Source organism: Rhizobium ecuadorense (genome assembly GCF_001187535.1).
Classification (GTDB): Bacteria; Pseudomonadota; Alphaproteobacteria; order Rhizobiales; family Rhizobiaceae; genus Rhizobium; species Rhizobium ecuadorense.
Window position 1 is genome coordinate 135,724 of record NZ_LFIO01001790.1, and the last position, 18,956, is coordinate 154,679.

20 protein-coding genes are annotated in these 18,956 nt (G+C 63.4%); 13 read left to right on the plus strand and 7 right to left on the minus strand.

Translation table 11 applies throughout. The annotated features are described in order from the left end of the window. The first annotated feature begins 69 nt into the window (after positions 1 to 69). Positions 70 to 693 carry a F0F1 ATP synthase subunit B gene (locus tag AF337_RS36715; RefSeq protein WP_049735970.1) on the plus strand — a complete coding sequence of 208 codons (624 nt, stop codon included), beginning with the start codon at positions 70 to 72 and terminating at the stop codon, positions 691 to 693. A 3-nt stretch (positions 694 to 696) separates the two neighbouring features. Beyond that, positions 697 to 1,188 (plus strand): F0F1 ATP synthase subunit B, encoded by a 492-nt coding sequence (locus tag AF337_RS36720; protein ID WP_049735971.1) that lies wholly within the window; start codon positions 697 to 699, stop codon positions 1,186 to 1,188. A gap of 303 nt (positions 1,189 to 1,491) precedes the next feature. On the opposite strand, the gene AF337_RS36725 is transcribed toward AF337_RS36720, so the two are convergent. Together AF337_RS36725 and AF337_RS36730 are read right to left on the minus strand one after the other, a co-directional pair. Beyond that, on the minus strand, positions 1,492 to 2,181 hold the full coding sequence (locus AF337_RS36725; RefSeq protein ID WP_049735972.1) for a ribonuclease HII: 690 nt from the start codon (positions 2,179 to 2,181) through the stop codon (positions 1,492 to 1,494). Positions 2,182 to 2,484: 303 nt separating this feature from the next. Continuing rightward, entirely contained in the window at positions 2,485 to 3,642 is a 1,158-nt protein-coding gene (locus AF337_RS36730) for a PA0069 family radical SAM protein (protein ID WP_049735973.1), read from the minus strand. A 138-nt stretch (positions 3,643 to 3,780) separates the two neighbouring features. Between AF337_RS36730 and AF337_RS36735 the strand changes: the two genes are divergently transcribed. Beyond that, positions 3,781 to 4,299 carry a glycosyltransferase family A protein gene (locus AF337_RS36735; protein WP_049735974.1) on the plus strand — a complete coding sequence of 173 codons (519 nt, stop codon included), beginning with the start codon at positions 3,781 to 3,783 and terminating at the stop codon, positions 4,297 to 4,299. Between the two features lie 377 nt (positions 4,300 to 4,676). Continuing rightward, positions 4,677 to 5,012: a hypothetical protein gene (locus AF337_RS36740; protein WP_049736044.1), complete on the plus strand. Its 336-nt coding sequence runs from the start codon at positions 4,677 to 4,679 to the stop codon at positions 5,010 to 5,012. A 21-nt stretch (positions 5,013 to 5,033) separates the two neighbouring features. Here AF337_RS36740 and moaB read toward each other — a convergent pair whose 3' ends face one another. From moaB to AF337_RS36760, 4 genes are all read right to left on the minus strand, one after another. Next, complete coding sequence (gene moaB / locus AF337_RS36745; RefSeq protein ID WP_049735975.1) at positions 5,034 to 5,585, minus strand: molybdenum cofactor biosynthesis protein B; 552 nt, start codon at positions 5,583 to 5,585, stop codon at positions 5,034 to 5,036. Next, positions 5,585 to 6,481: a 4-(cytidine 5'-diphospho)-2-C-methyl-D-erythritol kinase gene (locus tag AF337_RS36750; RefSeq protein WP_049735976.1), complete on the minus strand. Its 897-nt coding sequence runs from the start codon at positions 6,479 to 6,481 to the stop codon at positions 5,585 to 5,587. Before AF337_RS36750 ends, moaB begins: the two co-directional genes overlap by 1 nt. A 12-nt stretch (positions 6,482 to 6,493) precedes the next feature. After that, positions 6,494 to 8,326, minus strand: coding sequence for a tetratricopeptide repeat protein (locus AF337_RS36755; protein ID WP_049735977.1), 1,833 nt, complete (start codon positions 8,324 to 8,326; stop codon positions 6,494 to 6,496). A 134-nt stretch (positions 8,327 to 8,460) separates the two neighbouring features. After that, positions 8,461 to 9,477, minus strand: a complete 1,017-nt coding sequence (locus tag AF337_RS36760) for a polyprenyl synthetase family protein (protein ID WP_049735978.1) — start codon at positions 9,475 to 9,477, stop codon at positions 8,461 to 8,463. 108 nt (positions 9,478 to 9,585) lie between these two features. On the opposite strand from AF337_RS36760, the gene AF337_RS36765 reads away from it, so the two are divergent. Both AF337_RS36765 and AF337_RS36770 read left to right on the plus strand, forming a co-directional pair. Continuing rightward, a complete protein-coding gene (locus tag AF337_RS36765) occupies positions 9,586 to 9,813 on the plus strand; it encodes a putative signal transducing protein (protein WP_003569978.1) in 228 nt (75 codons plus the stop codon). A 7-nt stretch (positions 9,814 to 9,820) separates the two neighbouring features. Beyond that, entirely contained in the window at positions 9,821 to 10,618 is a 798-nt protein-coding gene (locus tag AF337_RS36770) for a tRNA1(Val) (adenine(37)-N6)-methyltransferase (RefSeq protein ID WP_049735979.1), read from the plus strand. Here the strand turns inward: AF337_RS36770 and AF337_RS36775 are convergent. Next, positions 10,608 to 11,948 (minus strand): Nramp family divalent metal transporter, encoded by a 1,341-nt coding sequence (locus AF337_RS36775; protein ID WP_049735980.1) that lies wholly within the window; start codon positions 11,946 to 11,948, stop codon positions 10,608 to 10,610. The genes AF337_RS36770 and AF337_RS36775 overlap by 11 nt on opposite strands. Positions 11,949 to 12,146: 198 nt before the next feature. Here AF337_RS36775 and AF337_RS36780 point away from each other — a divergent pair, with 198 nt between their 5' ends. From AF337_RS36780 to AF337_RS36810, 7 genes are all read left to right on the plus strand, one after another. Further along, on the plus strand, positions 12,147 to 13,007 hold the full coding sequence (locus AF337_RS36780) for a S49 family peptidase (protein WP_049736045.1): 861 nt from the start codon (positions 12,147 to 12,149) through the stop codon (positions 13,005 to 13,007). 18 nt (positions 13,008 to 13,025) lie between these two features. After that, entirely contained in the window at positions 13,026 to 13,217 is a 192-nt protein-coding gene (locus AF337_RS36785; protein WP_003584596.1) for a hypothetical protein, read from the plus strand. A 275-nt stretch (positions 13,218 to 13,492) separates the two neighbouring features. Next, positions 13,493 to 14,449, plus strand: coding sequence for a glycine--tRNA ligase subunit alpha (locus AF337_RS36790; protein ID WP_010069596.1), 957 nt, complete (start codon positions 13,493 to 13,495; stop codon positions 14,447 to 14,449). Then, entirely contained in the window at positions 14,446 to 14,997 is a 552-nt protein-coding gene (locus tag AF337_RS36795) for an AAA family ATPase (protein WP_049735981.1), read from the plus strand. Before AF337_RS36790 ends, AF337_RS36795 begins: the two co-directional genes overlap by 4 nt. A 60-nt stretch (positions 14,998 to 15,057) precedes the next feature. Further along, positions 15,058 to 15,609 carry a LemA family protein gene (locus AF337_RS36800; protein ID WP_049735982.1) on the plus strand — a complete coding sequence of 184 codons (552 nt, stop codon included), beginning with the start codon at positions 15,058 to 15,060 and terminating at the stop codon, positions 15,607 to 15,609. Between the two features lie 86 nt (positions 15,610 to 15,695). After that, positions 15,696 to 16,958, plus strand: coding sequence for a 3-phosphoshikimate 1-carboxyvinyltransferase (aroA, locus tag AF337_RS36805; protein ID WP_049735983.1), 1,263 nt, complete (start codon positions 15,696 to 15,698; stop codon positions 16,956 to 16,958). 36 nt (positions 16,959 to 16,994) lie between these two features. Then, complete coding sequence (locus AF337_RS36810) at positions 16,995 to 18,929, plus strand: DUF2207 domain-containing protein (protein ID WP_049735984.1); 1,935 nt, start codon at positions 16,995 to 16,997, stop codon at positions 18,927 to 18,929. Positions 18,930 to 18,956 lie beyond the last annotated feature (27 nt).

Genomic DNA, 18,956 nt, shown 5'->3' on the forward strand with positions numbered 1-18,956 from the left:
AATAGATGGATCACGGCCTGCCACCGCAAGCCGTGATCCTTTGCATTTGCAGTCCACCTGGAGGTGAGAATGTTTTTTGTGACCCCGGCTTACGCTGAAGAAGCACCGGCGGCAGCGACGGGTACGGATGCGCATGCCGCTCCGGCCGCAGGCGAGGTCCATACCGAGACCGGTGTTGCCGAAGGCGGACACGCCCGCGGCCCTTTCCCGCCTTTCGATTCGACGACCTTTGCGTCCCAGCTGCTCTGGCTGGTGATCACCTTCGGCGTCTTCTATTTGCTCATGCAAAAGGTCATCGCGCCGCGCATCGGAGCAATCCTTGATCAGCGTCACACGCGCATTTCCCAGGATCTGGAAGAAGCGGGCCGCCTGAAGGCGGAAGCCGACGCTGCCGTCCAGACCTATGAAGGTGAATTGGCCGCCGCCCGCGCCAAATCCAATGCGATCGGCTCCGCCGCACGCGACGCCGCGAAGGTCAAGGCCGAAGAGGATCGCCGCGCTGTCGAGGCGAGCCTGTCGGAAAAGATCAAGGCTGCCGAGCTCCGCATCGGCGAGATCAAGGCAAAGGCTTTCGCCGACGTCGGCACCATTGCCGAGGAAACCGCGGCTGCCGTGGTCGATCAACTGATCGGCGGCACCGTCGCCAAGGCCGATGTCGCCGCTGCTGTTGCAGCCGCCAAGAAGGAGGCTTGATCGATGGAATTTGCCTTAGACGCAACTTTCTTCGCCTTTGTTGGCCTCGTCCTCTTCCTGGCGCTGGTCGTTTACCTGAAGGTTCCGGGCATGATGGCAAGGTCGCTCGACGACCGCGCCGACCAGATCCGCAACGAATTGGCCGAAGCCAAGCGCCTGCGCGAGGAGGCCCAGCACCTGCTCGCCGAATACCAGCGCAAGCGCAAGGAAGCTGAAGCCGAAGCGGCCCATATCGTTGCCGCAGCCGAGCGCGAAGCCGAAATGCTGACCGCCGAAGCAAAGAAGAAGACGGAAGAATTCGTTGCCAACCGCACGGCGCTTTCCGAGCAGAAGATCAAGCAGGCCGAGGCCGAGGCGATGAAGGCGGTACGTTCCGCTGCTGTCGATCTCGCAATCGCCGCCGCCGAAACGGTGCTCGCCAAGCAGGCCGACGCCAAGGTTCAGTCCGAGCTCTTCGGCAACGCCGTCGGCCAGGTCAAGACACGGCTCAACTGAGCGGTGTCGCATGGAATAGAAAGAGGCCGGGCATGTCCCGGCCTTTTCTTGTTGATGACCGTTTATTATTCCAAGCCGTGCGCCAGTTGAGGAGAAAACCCCTCCCCAACCCCTCCCCATAAGGGGGAGGGACTATGCTGTGATGTCCGGCAGCGACCAAAAGGCGAGTTCTTGCTGGCTGTTGCCGTTCGATGAATTACGATGAAGGGTTACGCAAAACGGTTCGGCACGTTAGCCCCTCCCCCTTGTGGGGAGGGGTTGGGGAGGGGTCTTATGTAGCTCTCGGCAGTCTGAAGCCCAGACCTATTCCGAAATCAGCTCGTCCATCTCGGGATCGTCCTCGACCTTGCGCAGCGGCCGAAAACTCATTCGGTGCAGCGAGCAGGGGCCGAGCTTTTCGATGCCGGCGCGGTGCTGCGCGGTGCCGTAGCCGACATGGGCGGCAAAACCGTAAGCCGGAAAGACATGATGCGCGCGCGCCATCATCCGGTCGCGTGTCACCTTGGCGACGATCGAGGCGGCGGCGATCGAGACCGAGCGGGCGTCGCCCTTGACCACGGCCTGTCCGGGGCAGTCGAGGCCGGGCGGCACGTCGAGCCCGTCGGTCAGCACATAACTTGCCGGAACGGCAAGGCTGCAGATGGCGCGACGCATGGCGTCGAGGCTCGCCTTGCGGATATCCGTCTCGTCGATCCGCGTCGAGCTGGAGGACGCGATGGAGACGGTGGCGGTCGCCAGGATCTGCACGAACAGTTCCTCGCGCCGTTGCGCCGAAAGCTGCTTGGAATCGTTCAGACCCTCCGGGATGCGCTTCGGATCGAGGATGACGGCGGCCGCGACGACCGGCCCGGCCAGCGGCCCGCGGCCTGCCTCGTCGGCGCCGGCGACCGGCCAATGGCCGGCCTTGCGGGCTTTGAGTTCCAGCCGAAAATCCGGCACCAGCGGAGCCGCTTGGAAAAGCTGGGGAGAATCGGGTGGCGTGCGAGGTTTCATGCGGCTGAACCTCGCACGCCAACCCGATTGCCCGCAAGTCCCCGATCAGGGCGGCGGTCGGGGACCGGGTCCGGCGGATGGTGGCGGTCATTGCCATCCGCGGGAATTGCGCTCGGGGCTCGAAAACAGGGCGGTTTTTCTGAGCAGCCGATGCGCAAGCTTCAAGCAATTCCAGGAAAAGTGCCTTGCGATTTTCCGTCCGGAATTGCGTAAAAGGTCAGATTAATTCCAGGAAAAGTGTTTTGCGGTTTTCCCTGAGCAAAGCGCGAAGCGCTTTTGCCAAAAATTGCGTAAGAACAAAGCCTAAAGCAGTGACAGCTGCACGCCGCTGCCATCCGGCGGCACGAACAGATCGTCGCGCAGCGGCATGCCGCGTCGCGTCAGGCCGAAACGCCTGGCGGCCATTTCGAAACGGCGGGCGATCTGCCAGGCATAGGGACCGGCGCCCTTCATGCGCTTGCCGAATTCGGCATCGTAATCCTTGCCGCCGCGCATCGAGCGCACCAGCGACATCACATGCCGGTAGCGATCCGGATAGTGCTGCAGCAGCCAGTCGCGGAAGAGCGGGCTGACTTCGAGCGGCAGCCTCAGGATGACATAGCTCGCCTCGGCGGCGCCGGCGGCCTTGGCCGATTCGAGAATGCGCTCCAGCTCGTGATCGTTCAGCGCCGGGATCAGCGGCGCGGCCATCACAGCCGTCTGGATGCCCGCTTCCGACAGCGTGTGAATGGTCTCCAGCCGGCGCGGCGGCGTGGCGGCGCGCGGCTCCATCGTCCGGGCAAGCTTGCGGTCAAGCGTGGTCACGGAGATGCCGACGCGCACCAGGTTCTTCGCCGCCATCTCCTGCAGAATGTCGAGATCCCGCAGGATCATCGCCGACTTGGTGACGATCGAGACCGGATGGTTCGCCTTGTTCAAAACCTCGAGAATGCCGCGCATGATGCGCCACTCCTTCTCGACCGGCTGATAGGGGTCGGTATTGGTGCCGATCGCGATCGCCCGCACCTTGTAGCCCGGCTTGGCAAGTTCCCGCTCCAGCAGCTTTGCCGCATCCGGCTTGGCAAACAGCTTCGTCTCGAAATCCAGCCCCGCCGAAAGCCCCATATAGGCGTGTGTCGGCCGGGCGAAACAATAGATGCAGCCATGCTCGCAGCCGCGATAGGGATTGATCGAGCGGTCGAAGCCAATGTCAGGCGATTCATTACGGGTGATGGCCGTGCGCGGCTTCTCGATCTGCACGTCCGTCTTGAACGGCGGAAGCTCTTCCAGCGTCTGCCAGCCGTCGTCGAAAGTCTCGCGCTGCTGCGCCTCGAACCGCCCCGTCGGGTTCAGTCCCGCCCCACGCCCGCGTCGCCGATCGACCTCGATCCTCAGACCGGAGGACACGATCATCGCATCGGCAATATCTGCCGTATTGGCAGGCGCGAATGCGGCCTGCCCTGCAAGGGACTGCTCTCTCATCGGATTCTCCCGCGGCAAAAGCCATCGCTTCCGCCCGTTTTGATGATTAAATTCCTATCCGCAAAGCAAGAACAATGCAAGAACAAAATGCGGAAAACGCCGCTGGCAAAAATTTGTGCGGCGCATTATGAATGAGCAATGTTGACGGTTGTTCTCGAATGTCAGGATCAGGAATCTGAGCTGGCCCAGACTTTATCGGTATTGGTGGCAGGTGCCGTGGAGGGGCTTGTCAGCGATGTGATCGTGCTCGATCACGGCTCGCAGGACGGCACCTCGCGGGTCGCCGACGCCGCCGGCTGCCGTTTTCATTCGCGATGGGATATCAAGGACATCGTTCGCTCGGCCCGCGGCGAATGGCTGCTCTTCGTCGAGCCGGGCGCCCGGCCTCAGGCCGGCTGGATCGACGAGATTGCCGAATATATCGCGCTCAACAAGCTGCCGGCGCGCTTCACCGCCTCGCGCGGCTACCGGCGTCCGTTTCTCAAGCGCTTCGGCCGCGCCGTGCCGCCGCTGGAGCTCGGTCTGCTGATGCCGAAGATCCAGGCGCTGGCCACTGCCAGAAGCGGCATGGCCCTTGCCGAATTCGCCAAGGGCCAGAAGCCGCGCAAGCTCGCCAGCGAACTGATTCCCTCCTGGGTGGCACGCGCGGCGCGGTAAGCTCTCGGTCATCCACGGCTGGCCGGTTTCCACCGCCCAAAAACCCCTCCCCAACCCCTCCCCACAAGGGGGAGGGGCTATAATGCCGCGCTGACGCTATCCCTTTCACCGTCTCATCCGCAGAATCGTTGATGTTTGTCGTGGGGCGGTGCCGCGCCTAGCCCCTCCCCCTTGTGGGGAGGGGTTCTTTCGCGGCGATCGCACCCTTCCACCATCGTGCAAAAGATGGCGCCCAATAGGATTTCGCGCTATAATTCACCATGGCGCCGTCGAAGCGCCGCGCTTCGCAACGGATGGCCATGGAATGCCGGTGGACGGCAGATCAGGTCGGCGACAATCTCCTCTTCTGCCGGGTTCCCGGCGAAAGGAGGTGCGTCATGACACGCGGTAGGATCTACGGCGTACGCAATATGGTCTACGGCCTGCTGGCCGTCATATTGCCGACATTGGTGATCGCGCATCCGCATTCGGCAGCATCGCAGACGATGCTCAGTTGCGCAGGCCGATCCGATGTCGTCAATTTCCTCGACAGGAATTTTGCTGAAAAGCTGACAGCGGTTGGACTGGTCAACCAGAACGCCGTTCTCGAGGTCTATGCCGCCGAAAGCGGAACCTGGACGCTCGTCGTCACGGGTGTTAACGGCATCAGCTGCATCCTGCTGTCGGGTGACAGCTGGGAAACGATGCCGGCTCTGCCGGGCCTTGCCACATAGCCGACGCCGGCGGCAGGCAGCCTATGGTTTGGCGCCGCGTTTCAGGTGCTCGTCCAGACGCGGCATGATCTCGACGAAATTGCAGGGAACGCTGCGGTAGTCGAGCTGTCCTTTCAGGATGCCGTCCCAGGCATCCCGGCAGGCGCCGGGCGAGCCCGGCAGCGCAAAGATGAAGGTGGCGTTGGCAACGCCCGCCGTGGCGCGCGACTGGATCGTCGCCGTGCCGATCTTCTCATAGGAAATACGGTGGAAGACGGCGGAAAAGCCGTCCATGCGCTTTTCGAACAAAGGCTCCAGCGCCTCGGGCGTCACATCGCGGCCGGTAAATCCGGTGCCGCCTGTGGTGATGACGACGTCGATCTCATCGCGCTCGGTCCAGGCCTTCACCCGTGCGGCGATTTTCTCGCGATCATCGGGCACGATCGCCCGGTCGACCAGCCGGTGGCCTGCTTCGGCGATCCGCGCCGCCAGTGTGTCGCCTGATTTGTCCGTCTCCGGCGTGCGCGTATCCGAGACGGTGAGGATCGCAATGCCGACGGCGATGAAGGGCCGCTTTTCGTCCAGACCTGCCATCACCTGCCTCCCGAAACCGTTTCCGTCGCCTGGACATACCAGTCGGGCCGCTCGTCGTGAAGAGCTGCCGCCGTCTCTTGTGCCGCCGCCATGGTCGCAAAAATGCCGAAACAGGTGGCGCCGGAGCCGGACATGCGGGTCAGCAGCGCGCCGCGCGCCTGCAGCATCGCCGCGATCTCCGCAATCTCCGGCACGATTGCGCGCGCCGGCGGCTCCAGGTCGTTGCGGGCAGCAGCAATCACTTCAAGCCAATCGGCACTGCCGGCAAGAGCCGGAGCGAGGCTCAGAGCCGGATTGTCCTTTGCCGCCAGCCGACGAAAAACCTCGGGTGTCGACACACCTTTCAACGGATTGGCGAGCACCATGGCAAAGGCCGGCAGATCAGGCACGGCTTCGATCTGTTCGCCGATGCCGCGGGCAATCAGCGGCCGGCTTTCAAGACACATCGGCACGTCGGCGCCGAGCTTCAGGGCGAGGCCGGCAAGCGCTTCCACTGGTAGGCTCATGCCCCAGAGCCGCATCAGCCCGCGCAGCGCCGCGGCCGCATCGGCCGAGCCGCCGCCGATGCCGGAGGCAACAGGCAGGTTCTTTTCCAGGTGGATATGGACAGGGAAGGCGAGGGCGCCGACCGCCTCGCGCAGGAGATCGCGGGCCTGCAGCACCAGATTGGTGCCGCCATCGCCGGCAAGCGTCTCGCCGAAACGGCCCGACAGGGTGAAGGCGTCGGCTTGTGAGGGCAGGAAGCCCAGCCGGTCGCCGCAATCGGCGAAGGTCACCAGCATATCGAGCAGATGATAGCCATCTGCTCGCTGGCCCGTCACATGCAAAGCGAGGTTGATCTTCGCGCGCGCCGCTTCGATGACGCCGAACGCCTGGGCGAGGCCCTCTTCAGGCATGCGTCTCGCCCGTCAGGATTTCTTGTCGACCGGCGGCGGGGTGACCGGGGCCGGATCCGGCTGTTTCTTGTCGGCCGCCTTGGCATCGTCGCTGACGGCGGGCAGGCCGTTGGCGACCTTGTCCTTGATCTTCGGGATCTCGGCGGCTTCCGGCTCGGAGGCAAGCGCCCGGTTCCACTGATAGACGGCCTCGAGCTTGCGGCCGACGCGCCAATAGGCGTCACCGAGATGGTCGTTGATCGTCGCGTCGCCGGCCTTGATCTGGGCTGCCCGCTCCAATTCGTCGACGGCATCGTCGAAGCGGTTGAGGCGGAAATAGGCCCAGCCGAGCGAATCGATGATGTAGCCATCGTCAGGACGAAGCTCGACGGCCTTCTTGATCATGCCGAGACCCTCGTCGAGGTTCCGGTTCATGTCGATCCAGGAATAGCCGAGATAGTTCAGCACTTGCGGCTGATCGGGATTGAGCTCCAGCGCCTTGCGGAAGTTCGGCTCCGCCTGGTCCCACTTCTTCAGCCGCTCATAGGCGATGCCGCGCTGGAAGAAGACGCTCCAGTTGACGCGGCCGGGAATGGGGCCGATCGCTTCGACCGCCTTGTCGTAATTGGCGGCCATCGCCTCATAGTCCTTGGCATCGGAGAGCACGCTGCCATAGGCGAGGTAGCTGCGGATGTCCTTCGGGTCGGAGGCGATCAGCGCCTGCAGGTGCTTGCGCGCTTCGTCCACCTTGCCGCCCTGGGCAAGGGCAAGGCCGAGCTGCAGCTCGGAGATGCGCCGCATCGGCGAATTCTCCGGCACCTTCTTGTAGAGTGCGATGGCGCGGTCCATCTGGTTCTGCTTCTCGGCGATGCCGCCGAGCAGCACCAGCGTATCGGCGCTGTTCGGATCGAGCGCATTGGCGGTCTGCAGGTAAAGCGAGACGATGTCCTCGGCGCCGTCGCGGTTCAGAGCGCCGCCGACCGAAAACAGCACGCCGGCAGCGCCTTCTTCGGCCGTCTTGACCTGCTGTTCCTGCTTTTCATCCTTCTCGATACTGTCGCGCAGCGCGTTCAGCGGCGCATAGTTCGGCAGCAGGTTGTCGCCGACGGAAACGGCGTCGAGCGCCTTCTGCTTGTTGCCTTGTGTCGCTTCGAGGCGGGCAAGCGCCATCACCGCGCGCATGAAGGTGTCGGGCGCCGTCGCACCCCCTTCCTTGTCGAGCACGGCATCGTTCAGATGCTTTCGGGCGGATTTGACGTCGCCGGTGGCGATGGCGATCGCGCCGGCATTGTAATTCTGGAAGATGCGGACCCAGTCCGGCCCCTTCATCTTCTCGACCATGGCGAGCGCATCCTTGCCGCGGCCGGCGCCGACGCGGGCCCAGGCAAGCAGCAGGTCGTTCATCATCCGGTCGAGATCGTTCGGCCCCTTATATTTGAGGATGGCCTCGGCGGTCTTGTAGTCGTCGCGGCGCACGGCATCCATGCCGCGCACGATCGTGGTGATGCGCTCGACGGAAGGATCGGCCTTCAGGTCGTCGGCATATTTGACGCCTTCCTTGATGTCGCCGTTGAGCAGCAGCGAGATCATCAGCCGCTGGCGGATCTCGGGATTGCCGGGCTCGATCTGCAGCGCCTTCTTGTAGAGTTCGATCGCCGTTTCGTAGTCGTGATCGACATCGGCCGTGCGCGCCGCAAGGAAGGCGCCGGAGAAAGTGGTAACGCTATCGGCATTGAAGCTATCGGTCTTCTCCGCATCGCCCGGCTTGGCCGCATCCTCGGCACTCACGCCGCCGACACCGCCCAGCGAAAGAACAGCGGCAAGCGCTGCGCTCGTAAGAAGACGGATGGCAAATCTCTGCCGCATTAGGAAACCTTTCTTCGACAGCGTCCCGACAATGGTGCCGGTCGCAAAAATCAGTTGTGTTCACTGATTCATAACAGGATGGCTTTTTTGAAGCGGCGCCGCAAGAAATTCAGCCTGCGATCAAGGACGTTTGATCAATTGACGCGCTCGATGCAGAAGTCGATCACTTCCATCAGGGAGGATTTCCATACCGTATCGGGAAGCGGCGCAAGCGCGTCCCTTGCGATCGTGCCGTAATGGACCGCCCGGCCGATCGTGTCGGCGAGCGTGCCGTATTTGGTGATCAGTCCCAGCGCTTTTTCGAGGTTGGCGTCGGTGCTGTTGCCGGCTTCGATCGCATCGCGCCAGAAGGCGCGCTCGTCCTCGGTGCCGCGGCGATAGGCGAGAATAACCGGCAGGGTGATCTTGCCCTCGCGGAAATCGTCGCCGACATTCTTGCCGAGATCGGCCGCCTTGCCGCCGTAGTCGAGCGCGTCGTCGACCAGCTGGAAGGCGAGCCCCAGGTTCATGCCGTAGGATTTCAGCGCGTTGCGGCCGGATTTGCCGGCCTCGGCGACGATCGGCCCGACTTCGGCGGCGGCGGCAAACAGCGCCGCCGTCTTGGCGCGGATGACGGAGAGATAATCGTCCTCGGTCGTCTCCATGTTCTTGGCGACGGAAAGCTGCAGCACCTCGCCTTCGGCAATGATGCAGGCGGCGGAAGACAGGACGTCGAGCGCGTCGAGCGAGCCGACATCGACCATCATGCGGAAGGCCTGGCCGAGCAGGAAGTCGCCGACCAGCACGCTGGCCTGGTTGCCCCAGATCATCCGCGCCGTCGATTTGCCGCGGCGCAGGTCGCTTTCGTCGACGACGTCGTCATGCAGCAGCGTCGCGGTGTGCATAAACTCGACCGAGGTGGCGAGCTTGACGTGGTTTTCGCCCCGATAGTCGAACAGCGACGCGGACGCCAGCGTCAGCATCGGCCGCAGCCGCTTGCCGCCCGAGGAGATCAGATGGTTCGCCACTTCGGGGATCATCTGCACGTCGGAGCCGGCCTTGGACAGAATGAGCTGGTTCACCCGCTCCATATCCGCCCTGGTGAGATCGACCAATGGCTTGATGGATGCCAGTTTGTTTTTGCTTTCTTCAAGCGGTATGACCACGCCCAACGACCCGGACTCCTGTTCATTCTTTGCATCCGACAATAGAAAGGGGCGATGGACGCGGCAAGGGGTGAATTGTCGCGCAAGGCGAAATTGGAAGGAAAACGACGGCAAATGCATGAACTTATCCGCGCCAACGACCCCGTTCTGCTTTCCTTTGCCGAGAGCTTGATGAAGGATGCGGGCATTCACTGCTTCATCGCCGATCAGGGCATGAGCGTGCTGGAAGGCTCGCTCGGCATGCTGCCGCGCCGTCTGCTGGTGGATGAGGAGATGGCCGATCAGGCACGCCGCATCCTGATCGACGCCGGTCTCGGCGGCGAATTGCGCGACAGAACGTGAGCGGGCGATGACCGGCGAGCCTGCCCAAACCATCGATGCCTTCCATCGCGGCGCCTTCCATCTGGTGCAGCCGAAGGGCAGGGGCCATCGCGCCGGCATGGACGCGATGCTGCTTGCCGCTCTCGTCGCCGACGATCGCCCCATCAGGGTCGCCGATCTCGGCGCCGGCGCCGGTGCGGCCGGCCTTGCCGTCGCCTCGCGGCTTGCCGATGCTGAGGTGGTGCTCTTCGAGCGTTCGGCTGAAATGGCCGATTATGCCCGCCGCAGCATCCTCCTGCCGGAAAATGCCCATCTCGCCGCCCGCGTCGGCGTCGTCGAGGCGGATGTAACGCTGACCGCCAAGGCGCGCAACGATGCCGGCCTCATCGACGAGAGCTTCCACCACGTCATCATGAACCCGCCCTTCAACGACGCCGGCGACCGGCGCACGCCGGATGCGCTGAAGGCCGAAGCCCATGCGATGACCGACGGCCTGTTCGAAAGCTGGATCCGCACGGCGGGTGCGATCATGATCCCGGGGGGGCAATTGTCGTTGATCGCCAGACCCGAATCGATCGCCGAGATCGTTACCGCCTGCGGCCGGCGCTTCGGCGGCATCGAGATCACGGCGATCCATCCGCGCGCCGGCGAAAACGCCGTGCGTATCCTGGTGACGGGTATCAAGGGGTCGAGGGCGCGGCTGTCGCTGCGCGCGCCTTTGATCATGCACGAAGAGGGGAGCCACAAGTTCTCCCCTCTCGTCGATGATTTCAACAATGGCCGGGCCGCCTATGCCAGGCTTCGATCCACAGCAGCTAGCCGGTGACGAAGTCGAAGAGCAGCTTGACGTTCAGCCCGGCGATGACGACTGCGATCAGATAGGCGATGCCGCTCAGCCAGCGCGGCGCCACGAGCTCGCCCATCTTGGCCTTGCTGGCGGTGAACATCACCAGCGGGAAGACCGCGAAGGAAAGCTGCAGGCTGAGCACTACTTGGGTGAGGATCAAAAGCTCCGCCGTGCCCTTGTCGCCATACCAGATGGTGACGATCGCCGCCGGCACGATGGCGATGGCGCGGGTGATCAGCCGGCGCATCCACGGCTTCAGCCGGATTTTGAGGAAGCCTTCCATGACGATCTGGCCGGCCAGCGTTGCCGTCACCGTCGAGTTGAGGCCGCAGCAGAGAAGCGCGATGCCGAACAGCGTCGGCGCGATGGCGAGGCCCAGCAGCGGCGACAGCAGCGAATAGGCGTCGCCGAGTTCGACGACATCGGTCTTCCCGTGCGCATTGAAGGCGGCGGCCGCCAGGATCAGGATCGAAGCGTTGATCAGCAGCGCGAAGCACAGCGCCACCGTCGAGTCGATCGTCGCATAGGTCAGCGCCTCCTTCTTTTCGGGAACGGTATGGCCATAGGCCCGCGTCTGAACGATGCCGGAGTGAAGGTAGAGATTGTGCGGCATGACGGTCGCGCCGAGAATGCCGAGCGCCAGATAGAGCATCTCCGGATTGGTGACGATCTCGGTCGTCGGGAAGAAGCCGGTGACGACGGCACTCCATTGCGGATCGGCAAGCAGGATCTGCACGCCGAAGCAGACCGCGATCACGCCGAGCAGCGCGATGATGAAGGCCTCCACCCAGCGGAAGCCGAGCTTCTGCAGGAAGAGGATGACGAAGACGTCGAGCGCGGTGATCAGCACGCCGAGCTCGAGCGGGATGCCCATCAAGAGGTTGAGGCCGATCGCCGTGCCGATCACCTCGGCAATATCGGTGGCGATGATGGCGATCTCGGCAAAAGCCCAGAGCGGCACCGAAACCCATTTCGGGAAGGCGTCGCGGCAGGCCTGCGCCAGGTCACGGCCCGACGCGATCGCCAGACGGGCGCAGAGCGATTGCAGCACGATCGCCATCAGGTTGGAAAGCAACGCGACGGTCAGCAGCGCATAGCCGAATTTCGAGCCGCCGGCGAGCGAGGTCGCCCAATTGCCGGGGTCCATGTAGCCGACCGCGACCATATAGCCCGGCCCGGCAAAGGCCGCCGCCCGCCGCCATCTGGAGCTGTGACGCCCGGTTCCGATCGTGCGGTAGACGTCCGATAGCGACGCCTCGCCGCGTTCGTGCCGCCAGCCGTTTGTTGCATTCGGGTTTAGGGCGTCCATGCGATTTCCACTTGTTTATCTCAGCTGCACTATGCCGGATTGGAATGATAATGCAAGTCATTCGCAACAACAAAATCAATCCGATGTTTTCGGGCCTAATGTTTTCGAGAACGCGGCCATTGCGTTTGTCGTTCCAGCGCATACATGGATGCCGATCGCGGATTGACGATCGGGACGACCCGAAGCGAAGGATTGGAAATGGCCGGATTGTTGAGAAAGCTGCTGCCGAAACGGTTCCGCAAGGACGGCATCACCATCCCGGTCGTCCGGCTGCAAGGCGCGATCGTCAGCGGCGGCGGCCCGTTCCGGCCGGCCCTCAATCTCGCCAATATCGCTCCGGTTCTGGAAAAAGCCTTCGCCATGAAGGACGCGCCGGCGGTCGCCATCTCAATCAATTCACCGGGCGGCTCGCCCGTCCAGTCCCGCCTGATCTTCACCCGCATTCGCGAGCTCGCCCGCGAGAAGCAGAAGAGGGTGCTGGTCTTCGTCGAGGACGTCGCCGCCTCAGGCGGTTACATGATCGCCCTTGCCGGTGACGAGATTATCGCCGACGCCACCTCGATCGTCGGCTCGATCGGCGTCGTCTCCGGCGGTTTCGGCTTTCCCGAGCTCCTGAAGAAGATCGGCGTCGAACGCCGCGTCTATACCGCTGGCGAAAACAAGGTGATCCTCGATCCTTTCCAGCCGGAAAAGGAGAAAGACATCGAGTATCTGAAGAGCCTGCAGCTCGAAATCCACCAGGTCTTCATCTCGATGGTGCGCGAGCGTCGCGCCGGCAAGCTGAGGGACGATGCCGCGGTCTTCTCAGGCCTGTTCTGGAGCGGCACCCGCGGCCTCGAACTCGGCTTGGTCGACGGCCTCGGCGACATGCGCCAGGAGTTGAAGCGGCGCTATGGCCAGAAGACGAAGCTGGAGCTCGTCACCGCCGGCCGCGGCCTGTTCGGCCGCCGAATTCCGGGCGTGTCGCCGGTTTCGTTCGAAGCGGCGGCATCCGGCCTTGCGACAGGGCTTGTCGAAGCGGCCGAAGAAAGAGCATTGTGGAGCCGTTTCGGGCTTTGAGGAAGGCGGAAGAGGGGAATGGCGCAGCTTATCACGATCCTGGTGCTGGTCTTCTCGGCCTGGTGGCTCTACCGCCGCTTCGTCTCCGATGCCCGCAAGCTCGCCGAAAAATCCCGCCGCGCCGAAAAGGAACGCCAGACCGGGGCGATCGGCACATTGGTCAAGGATCCCGTGACCGGGGAATACCGGCTGAAGCGGGATGAGGAATAAAATTAAGGGCGTCGCCACTGCTCTGCCCTATCCGGCATCCTAGAACCCTCCCCAACCCCTCCCCACAAGGGGGAGAGGCTTAACTTGCCGCACCCGCGTTCCAGATATTCGACGTTTCGGGAGGAGCGAGGCGGGCGCTCCGGGTTAGTCCTCCCCCTTGTGGGGAGGGGTTGGGGAGGCGTCTTAGATCTCGCGACCGCCGCAAAACCCTTGACCCCTGCCGCCCTCCATGGCACCTGTCGCGCCGATAATCCCCACGCAATCGGTGCCGTTTCATGTCAGCCATCCCAGACCATATGAACCCGAAGCGCTCGTTCCAGGCGCTGATCCTGACCCTGCATAGCTACTGGGCGGACAAGGGTTGCGCGGTGCTGCAGCCCTATGACATGGAAGTCGGCGCCGGCACCTTTCACCCGGCGACCACGCTACGCGCCCTCGGGCCGAAGCCGTGGAAGGCGGCCTATGTCCAGCCGTCGCGGCGCCCGTCGGACGGCCGCTATGGCGAAAACCCCAACCGGCTGCAGCATTATTACCAGTATCAGGTCATCCTGAAGCCGAACCCGCCCAATCTGCAGGAGCTCTATCTCGGTTCGCTGGCGGCGATCGGCCTCGATCCGCTGCTGCACGACATCCGTTTCGTCGAGGACGACTGGGAAAGCCCGACGCTCGGCGCCTGGGGGCTCGGCTGGGAGTGCTGGTGCGACGGCATGGAGGTGTCGCAGTTCACCTATTTCCAGCAGGTCTGCGGCATCGAATGCGCGCCGGTCGCCGGCGAACTGACCTATGGCCTCGAACGCCTCGCCATGTATGTCCAGGGCGTCGACAATGTCTACGACCTGAACTTCAACGGCCGCGAGGGCGACGAAAAGATCAGCTATGGCGACGTCTTCCTGCAGGCCGAGCAGGAATATTCCCGCCACAATTTCGAATTCGCCAATACCGAGATGCTGCATCGCCACTTCGTCGACGCGGAGAAGGAATGCCGGGCGCTGCTCGATGCCGGCGCTCCCGGCGACAATGCCAACCAGCGCCTGCACAAATGCGTCTTCCCGGCCTATGACCAGTGCATCAAGGCCAGCCATGTTTTCAACCTGCTCGATGCCCGCGGCGTCATCTCGGTCACCGAGCGCCAGAGCTATATCCTGCGGGTGCGCACCCTCGCGAAAGCCTGCGGCGAAGCCTTCCTGCTGACCGATGCCGGCGGCGTCAATCTGGGCAAAGAGGCGGCGTGACGCAGAATCCTGCCAGCCGTATCGTCCATATCAATGGCTGGCCAGGCACCGGGAAGCTGACTGTCGGCCGCTTGCTGGCGAAAAGCCTCGGCGCCCGCCTCATCGACAATCACATGCTGCTCAATCCGGCCGAAGCTCTTTTCGCCCGCAGCAACCCTCTGCATGCATCACTGCGTGAGCAGATTCGGCGAGCGGTTTTCGACCATGCCGTGCGCGCCGATCCGGCTGACAGTTTCGTCTTTACCGATGCTCTTGCGGATGACGAGCATGATAGTGCGATGTTCTCCTGGTATCCCGATCTGGCGGCCGCCAGAGGCGCGGATCTGGTCGCGGTTCTCCTCGATTGCGCGCCGGAGGAGAATGCCAGGCGCCTCATCTCTTCCGGCCGATCCGAGGCCCTCAAGCTGACGGATACGGCGAGGCTGCAACAGCTCCGGGCAAACTATAAATTATTGCGTGGACTGGCTGAACACACCGTCGAAATTGACACGACGGACCTTTCGCCGGAGCGGACGGCGGCCCGAATTCTCGCGCATATCGGTGTTTGACGACAGCCGGAAATCCTGCGTAGTCTTTGCACAAACATTACTTCGTTTGGGAGATTCGCGATGTATATTGCACTTGGCGCCATTGTTCTGGTCGCACTCTACATCGTCTTCATCTACAACGGCCTGGTTCGCTCCCGGCAGATGGCGGAAGAAGCCTGGTCGGGCATCGATGTGCAGCTGAAGCGCCGCGCCGATCTGATCCCGAACCTGATCGAGACGGTCAAGGGTTATGCCGCCCACGAAAAGTCGACGCTCGAAGAGGTGGTTGCGCTCCGCAACAAGGCGCAGGCCGTGCCAGCAGGTGATGTCGCCGGCAGGGCGCAGGCGGAAGGGCTGCTCGGCCAGGCGCTCGGCCGTGTCATCGCGCTTGCCGAAGCCTATCCCGATCTCAAGGCCAACCAGAATTTTGCCGAGCTGCAGGCTTCGCTCGAAACCATGGAAGGCGAGCTGCAGATGGCGCGGCGTTATTACAATGGCGCGGCGCGCGACCTGAACGTCAAGGTCGAAAGCTTCCCCTCCAATCTCGTCGCCGGCCAGTTCGGTTTTGCCAAGCGGGACTATTTCGAAATCACCAACGAGGCCGATCGCGCTGTCCCCAGCGTCAAATTCTGACGATCCGGCATTTTGCCTTTGCAAGAAAGCGATTAAGAGCAAGGGCAGATTGCGGCCGGCAATGGTCGCTCCATGGAAGAAACAACATGACACCTACAGCCAAACTCACGATCATCCCGCCGGGCGGGCCGCTTTCGGGCCGCGCCATGCCGCCGGGCTCGAAGTCGATCACCAATCGGGCGCTGCTGCTCGCCGGCCTTGCCAAGGGCACGAGCCGGCTGACCGGGGCGCTGAAGAGCGACGACACGCGCTATATGGCCGATGCGCTGCGCGCCATGGGCGTTTCGATCGACGAACCCGACGACACCACGTTCGTCGTCACCGGCAGCGGCGAGCTCCAGCCGCCGAAGGCGCCGCTCTTCCTCGGCAATGCCGGCACGGCGACGCGCTTCCTGACGGCGGCCGCCGCCCTGGTCGACGGCACCGTCATCGTCGATGGCGACGAACATATGCGCAAGCGCCCGATCGGTCCGCTCGTCGAGGCGATGCGCACGCTCGGCATCGACGTCAGCGCCGAGACCGGCTGCCCGCCGGTCACCGTCCGGGGCACCGGCCGCTTCCAGGCCGACCGCATCCGCATCGATGGCGGCCTCTCCAGCCAATATGTCTCGGCGCTTCTGATGATGGCGGCCGGCGGCGACAGGCCGGTCGATATCGAACTTGTCGGCGAGGATATCGGCGCGCTCGGTTATATCGATCTGACCACGGCGGCGATGAAGGCCTTCGGCGCCAGGGTCGAAAAGACCAGCCCCGTCACCTGGCGCGTCGAGCCGACCGGCTACCGCGCCGCCGACTTCATCGTCGAACCCGATGCCTCGGCTGCGACCTATCTCTGGGCCGCCGAAGTCCTGACCGGCGGCGCGATCGATCTCGGCGTGCCCTCCGACGCCTTTTCGCAGCCGGATGCGCGCGCCTACGACATGATCGCCCGTTTTCCGCAGCTGCCGGCCGAAATCGACGGTTCGCAGATGCAGGATGCCGTTCCGACGCTTGCCGTGCTCGCCGCCTTCAACGAGACGCCGGTCCGCTTCGTCGGCATCGCCAATCTGCGCGTCAAGGAATGCGACCGCATCCGGGCGCTTTCCTCCGGCCTCAACCGCATCCTTCCCGGCCTTGCCCGCGAAGAGGGCGACGATCTGATCGTAAAGTCCGATCCGGCCCTTGCGGGAAAACGCCTGCCGGCCGAGATCGACAGCTTCGCCGATCACCGCATCGCCATGAGCTTCGCGCTTGCCGGGCTGAAGATCGACGGCATCACCATTCTCGATCCCGATTGTGTCGGCAAGACCTTCCCCGCCTACTGGCGGACGCTCGCCACCCTCGGCGTGACCTATCGGGACAAGGATTGACGAGAAGCAGCCGAGGCTGCCGGCGGGGAGACAGGGATGGGGCGTCGGTTTTTCGGGTTTTGTTTTGCACTGCTGCTGATGCTCGCCGCTCCGGCGGCCTTCGCCGCCGAGGTGATCGACAGTTTCGCCTCCGACATCGCGCTGGAAAAGAGCGGTGCGATGACGGTGACGGAAACGATTACCGTCAATGCCGAGGGCAACTGGATCAATCACGGCATCTTCCGTGATTTTCCGCTCTATTTCACCGATGCCGGGGGCCGTCGCCGCAGCGTCGATTTCGATATGGTCTCGGTCAAGCGCGACGGTGCGGACGAGCCCTGGCACACGGAGTCGATTTCGGGCGGCATCCGCATCTATGCCGGTTCGGCCGAGGTGACGGTGACGCCGGGGCGCCATCGCTACGTCTTCACCTACAAGACCGACCGTCAGATCCGCTATTTCGCCGATCACGACGAACTCTACTGGAACGTCACCGGCAATGGCTGGATCTTTCCGATCCGCTCGGCCACCGCGATGGTACGGCTGCCGCCGGGTGTCGCAGCCACGGACACGATCTTCTTCACCGGTCCTCAGGGCGCGACGGGAAAGAATGCCCGGGTCGGCCAAACTCCGGCCGGCCCCGTCTTTGCCACCACCGCGCCGCTCGATGCCAAGGAGGGCCTGACCTTTGCGATCCGCATGCCGAAGGGATCGATCGATCCGCCGAGCGCCGATATGGAAAGCACCTGGTGGCTCAAGGACAACCGCAATTATTTCATCGGCTTCGGCGGCCTGATCCTGGTCTTTGCCTATTACCTCAGAGCTTGGCTGAAGGTCGGCCGCGATCCCGCCCGCGGCGTCGTCGTGCCGCGCTGGGACGCGCCTGAGGGCATCTCGCCGGCGCTGGTCAATTACATCGACAATAAGGGTTTCTCCGGCGGAGGCTGGACGGCGCTTGCTTCAACCGCGCTCAATCTTGCGGTCCGCGGCTACGTCAAGCTTGAAGACCTGAAGAATTCGATCGTCATCCAGGGCACCGGCAAAGCGCTCGGCAAGGAAAAATTCCAGGCCGGCGAGACCGAGCTCCTGAAAGCCGCCGGCGGCGCAGGCAGGACGCTGACGATCGACAAGGTCAACGGCGAACGGGTGAAATCCGTCGGCCAGGCCTTCCGCTCGGCGATCGAGAAGGAACACCGCGGCAAATATTACAATTCCAACATCGGCTACACCAGCGGCGGCATCGCGCTCAGCGCCGCCGCCCTGGTGGCGCTGTTCGTCTTCGGCTCGCTGGAACCGGAGACGATCGCGCTGATGCTGATCCCGACCGCCATCGCGGTTTTCGTCGCCGTCTTCGTCGCCGGTTTCATGCGGTCGATGCATCGCGGCAGCTCGCTGTTCGGCAAGATCATCGCCATCATCGCCACGGCGATCGGCGTTTTCGTCGGCATCAGCATTCTTGCTGTCGTCGTCCTGGCGCTTGCCTCGTCGCTGGTGGAACTGCACGAAACCCCGATGCTCTTTGCCGTCGGCGGCATCGTGCTGCTCAACATCCTCTATTTCTTCATCATGGGCGCGCCGACCCCGCTCGGCGCCAGGATGATGGACGGTATAGATGGCCTGCGCCAATATCTGACGCTGGCCGAGAAAGACCGGATGAATACGGCAGGCGCGCCCCAAATGTCGCCGCAGCATTTCGAGACGCTGCTGCCCTATGCGGTGGCGCTCGGCGTCGAAAAACCCTGGTCGCGCACTTTTGAGACCTGGCTTGCGGCTGCCGCTGCCGGTGCGGCCGCAGCCTATGCGCCGGCCTGGTATTCCGGCGATTTCAACAGCGGCAGCTTTTCCGACCGTGTCGGCGGCTTCTCCTCGTCGATGGCCTCGACCATCGCTTCGACGATCCCTTCGCCGCCGCCGTCGAGCTCGTCTTCCGGTTTTTCCGGCGGCGGCTCGTCCGGCGGAGGTGGCGGTGGCGGGGGAGGTGGGGGCTGGTAAGCTTTCCCGCTTGACCTTTCGGCGCTT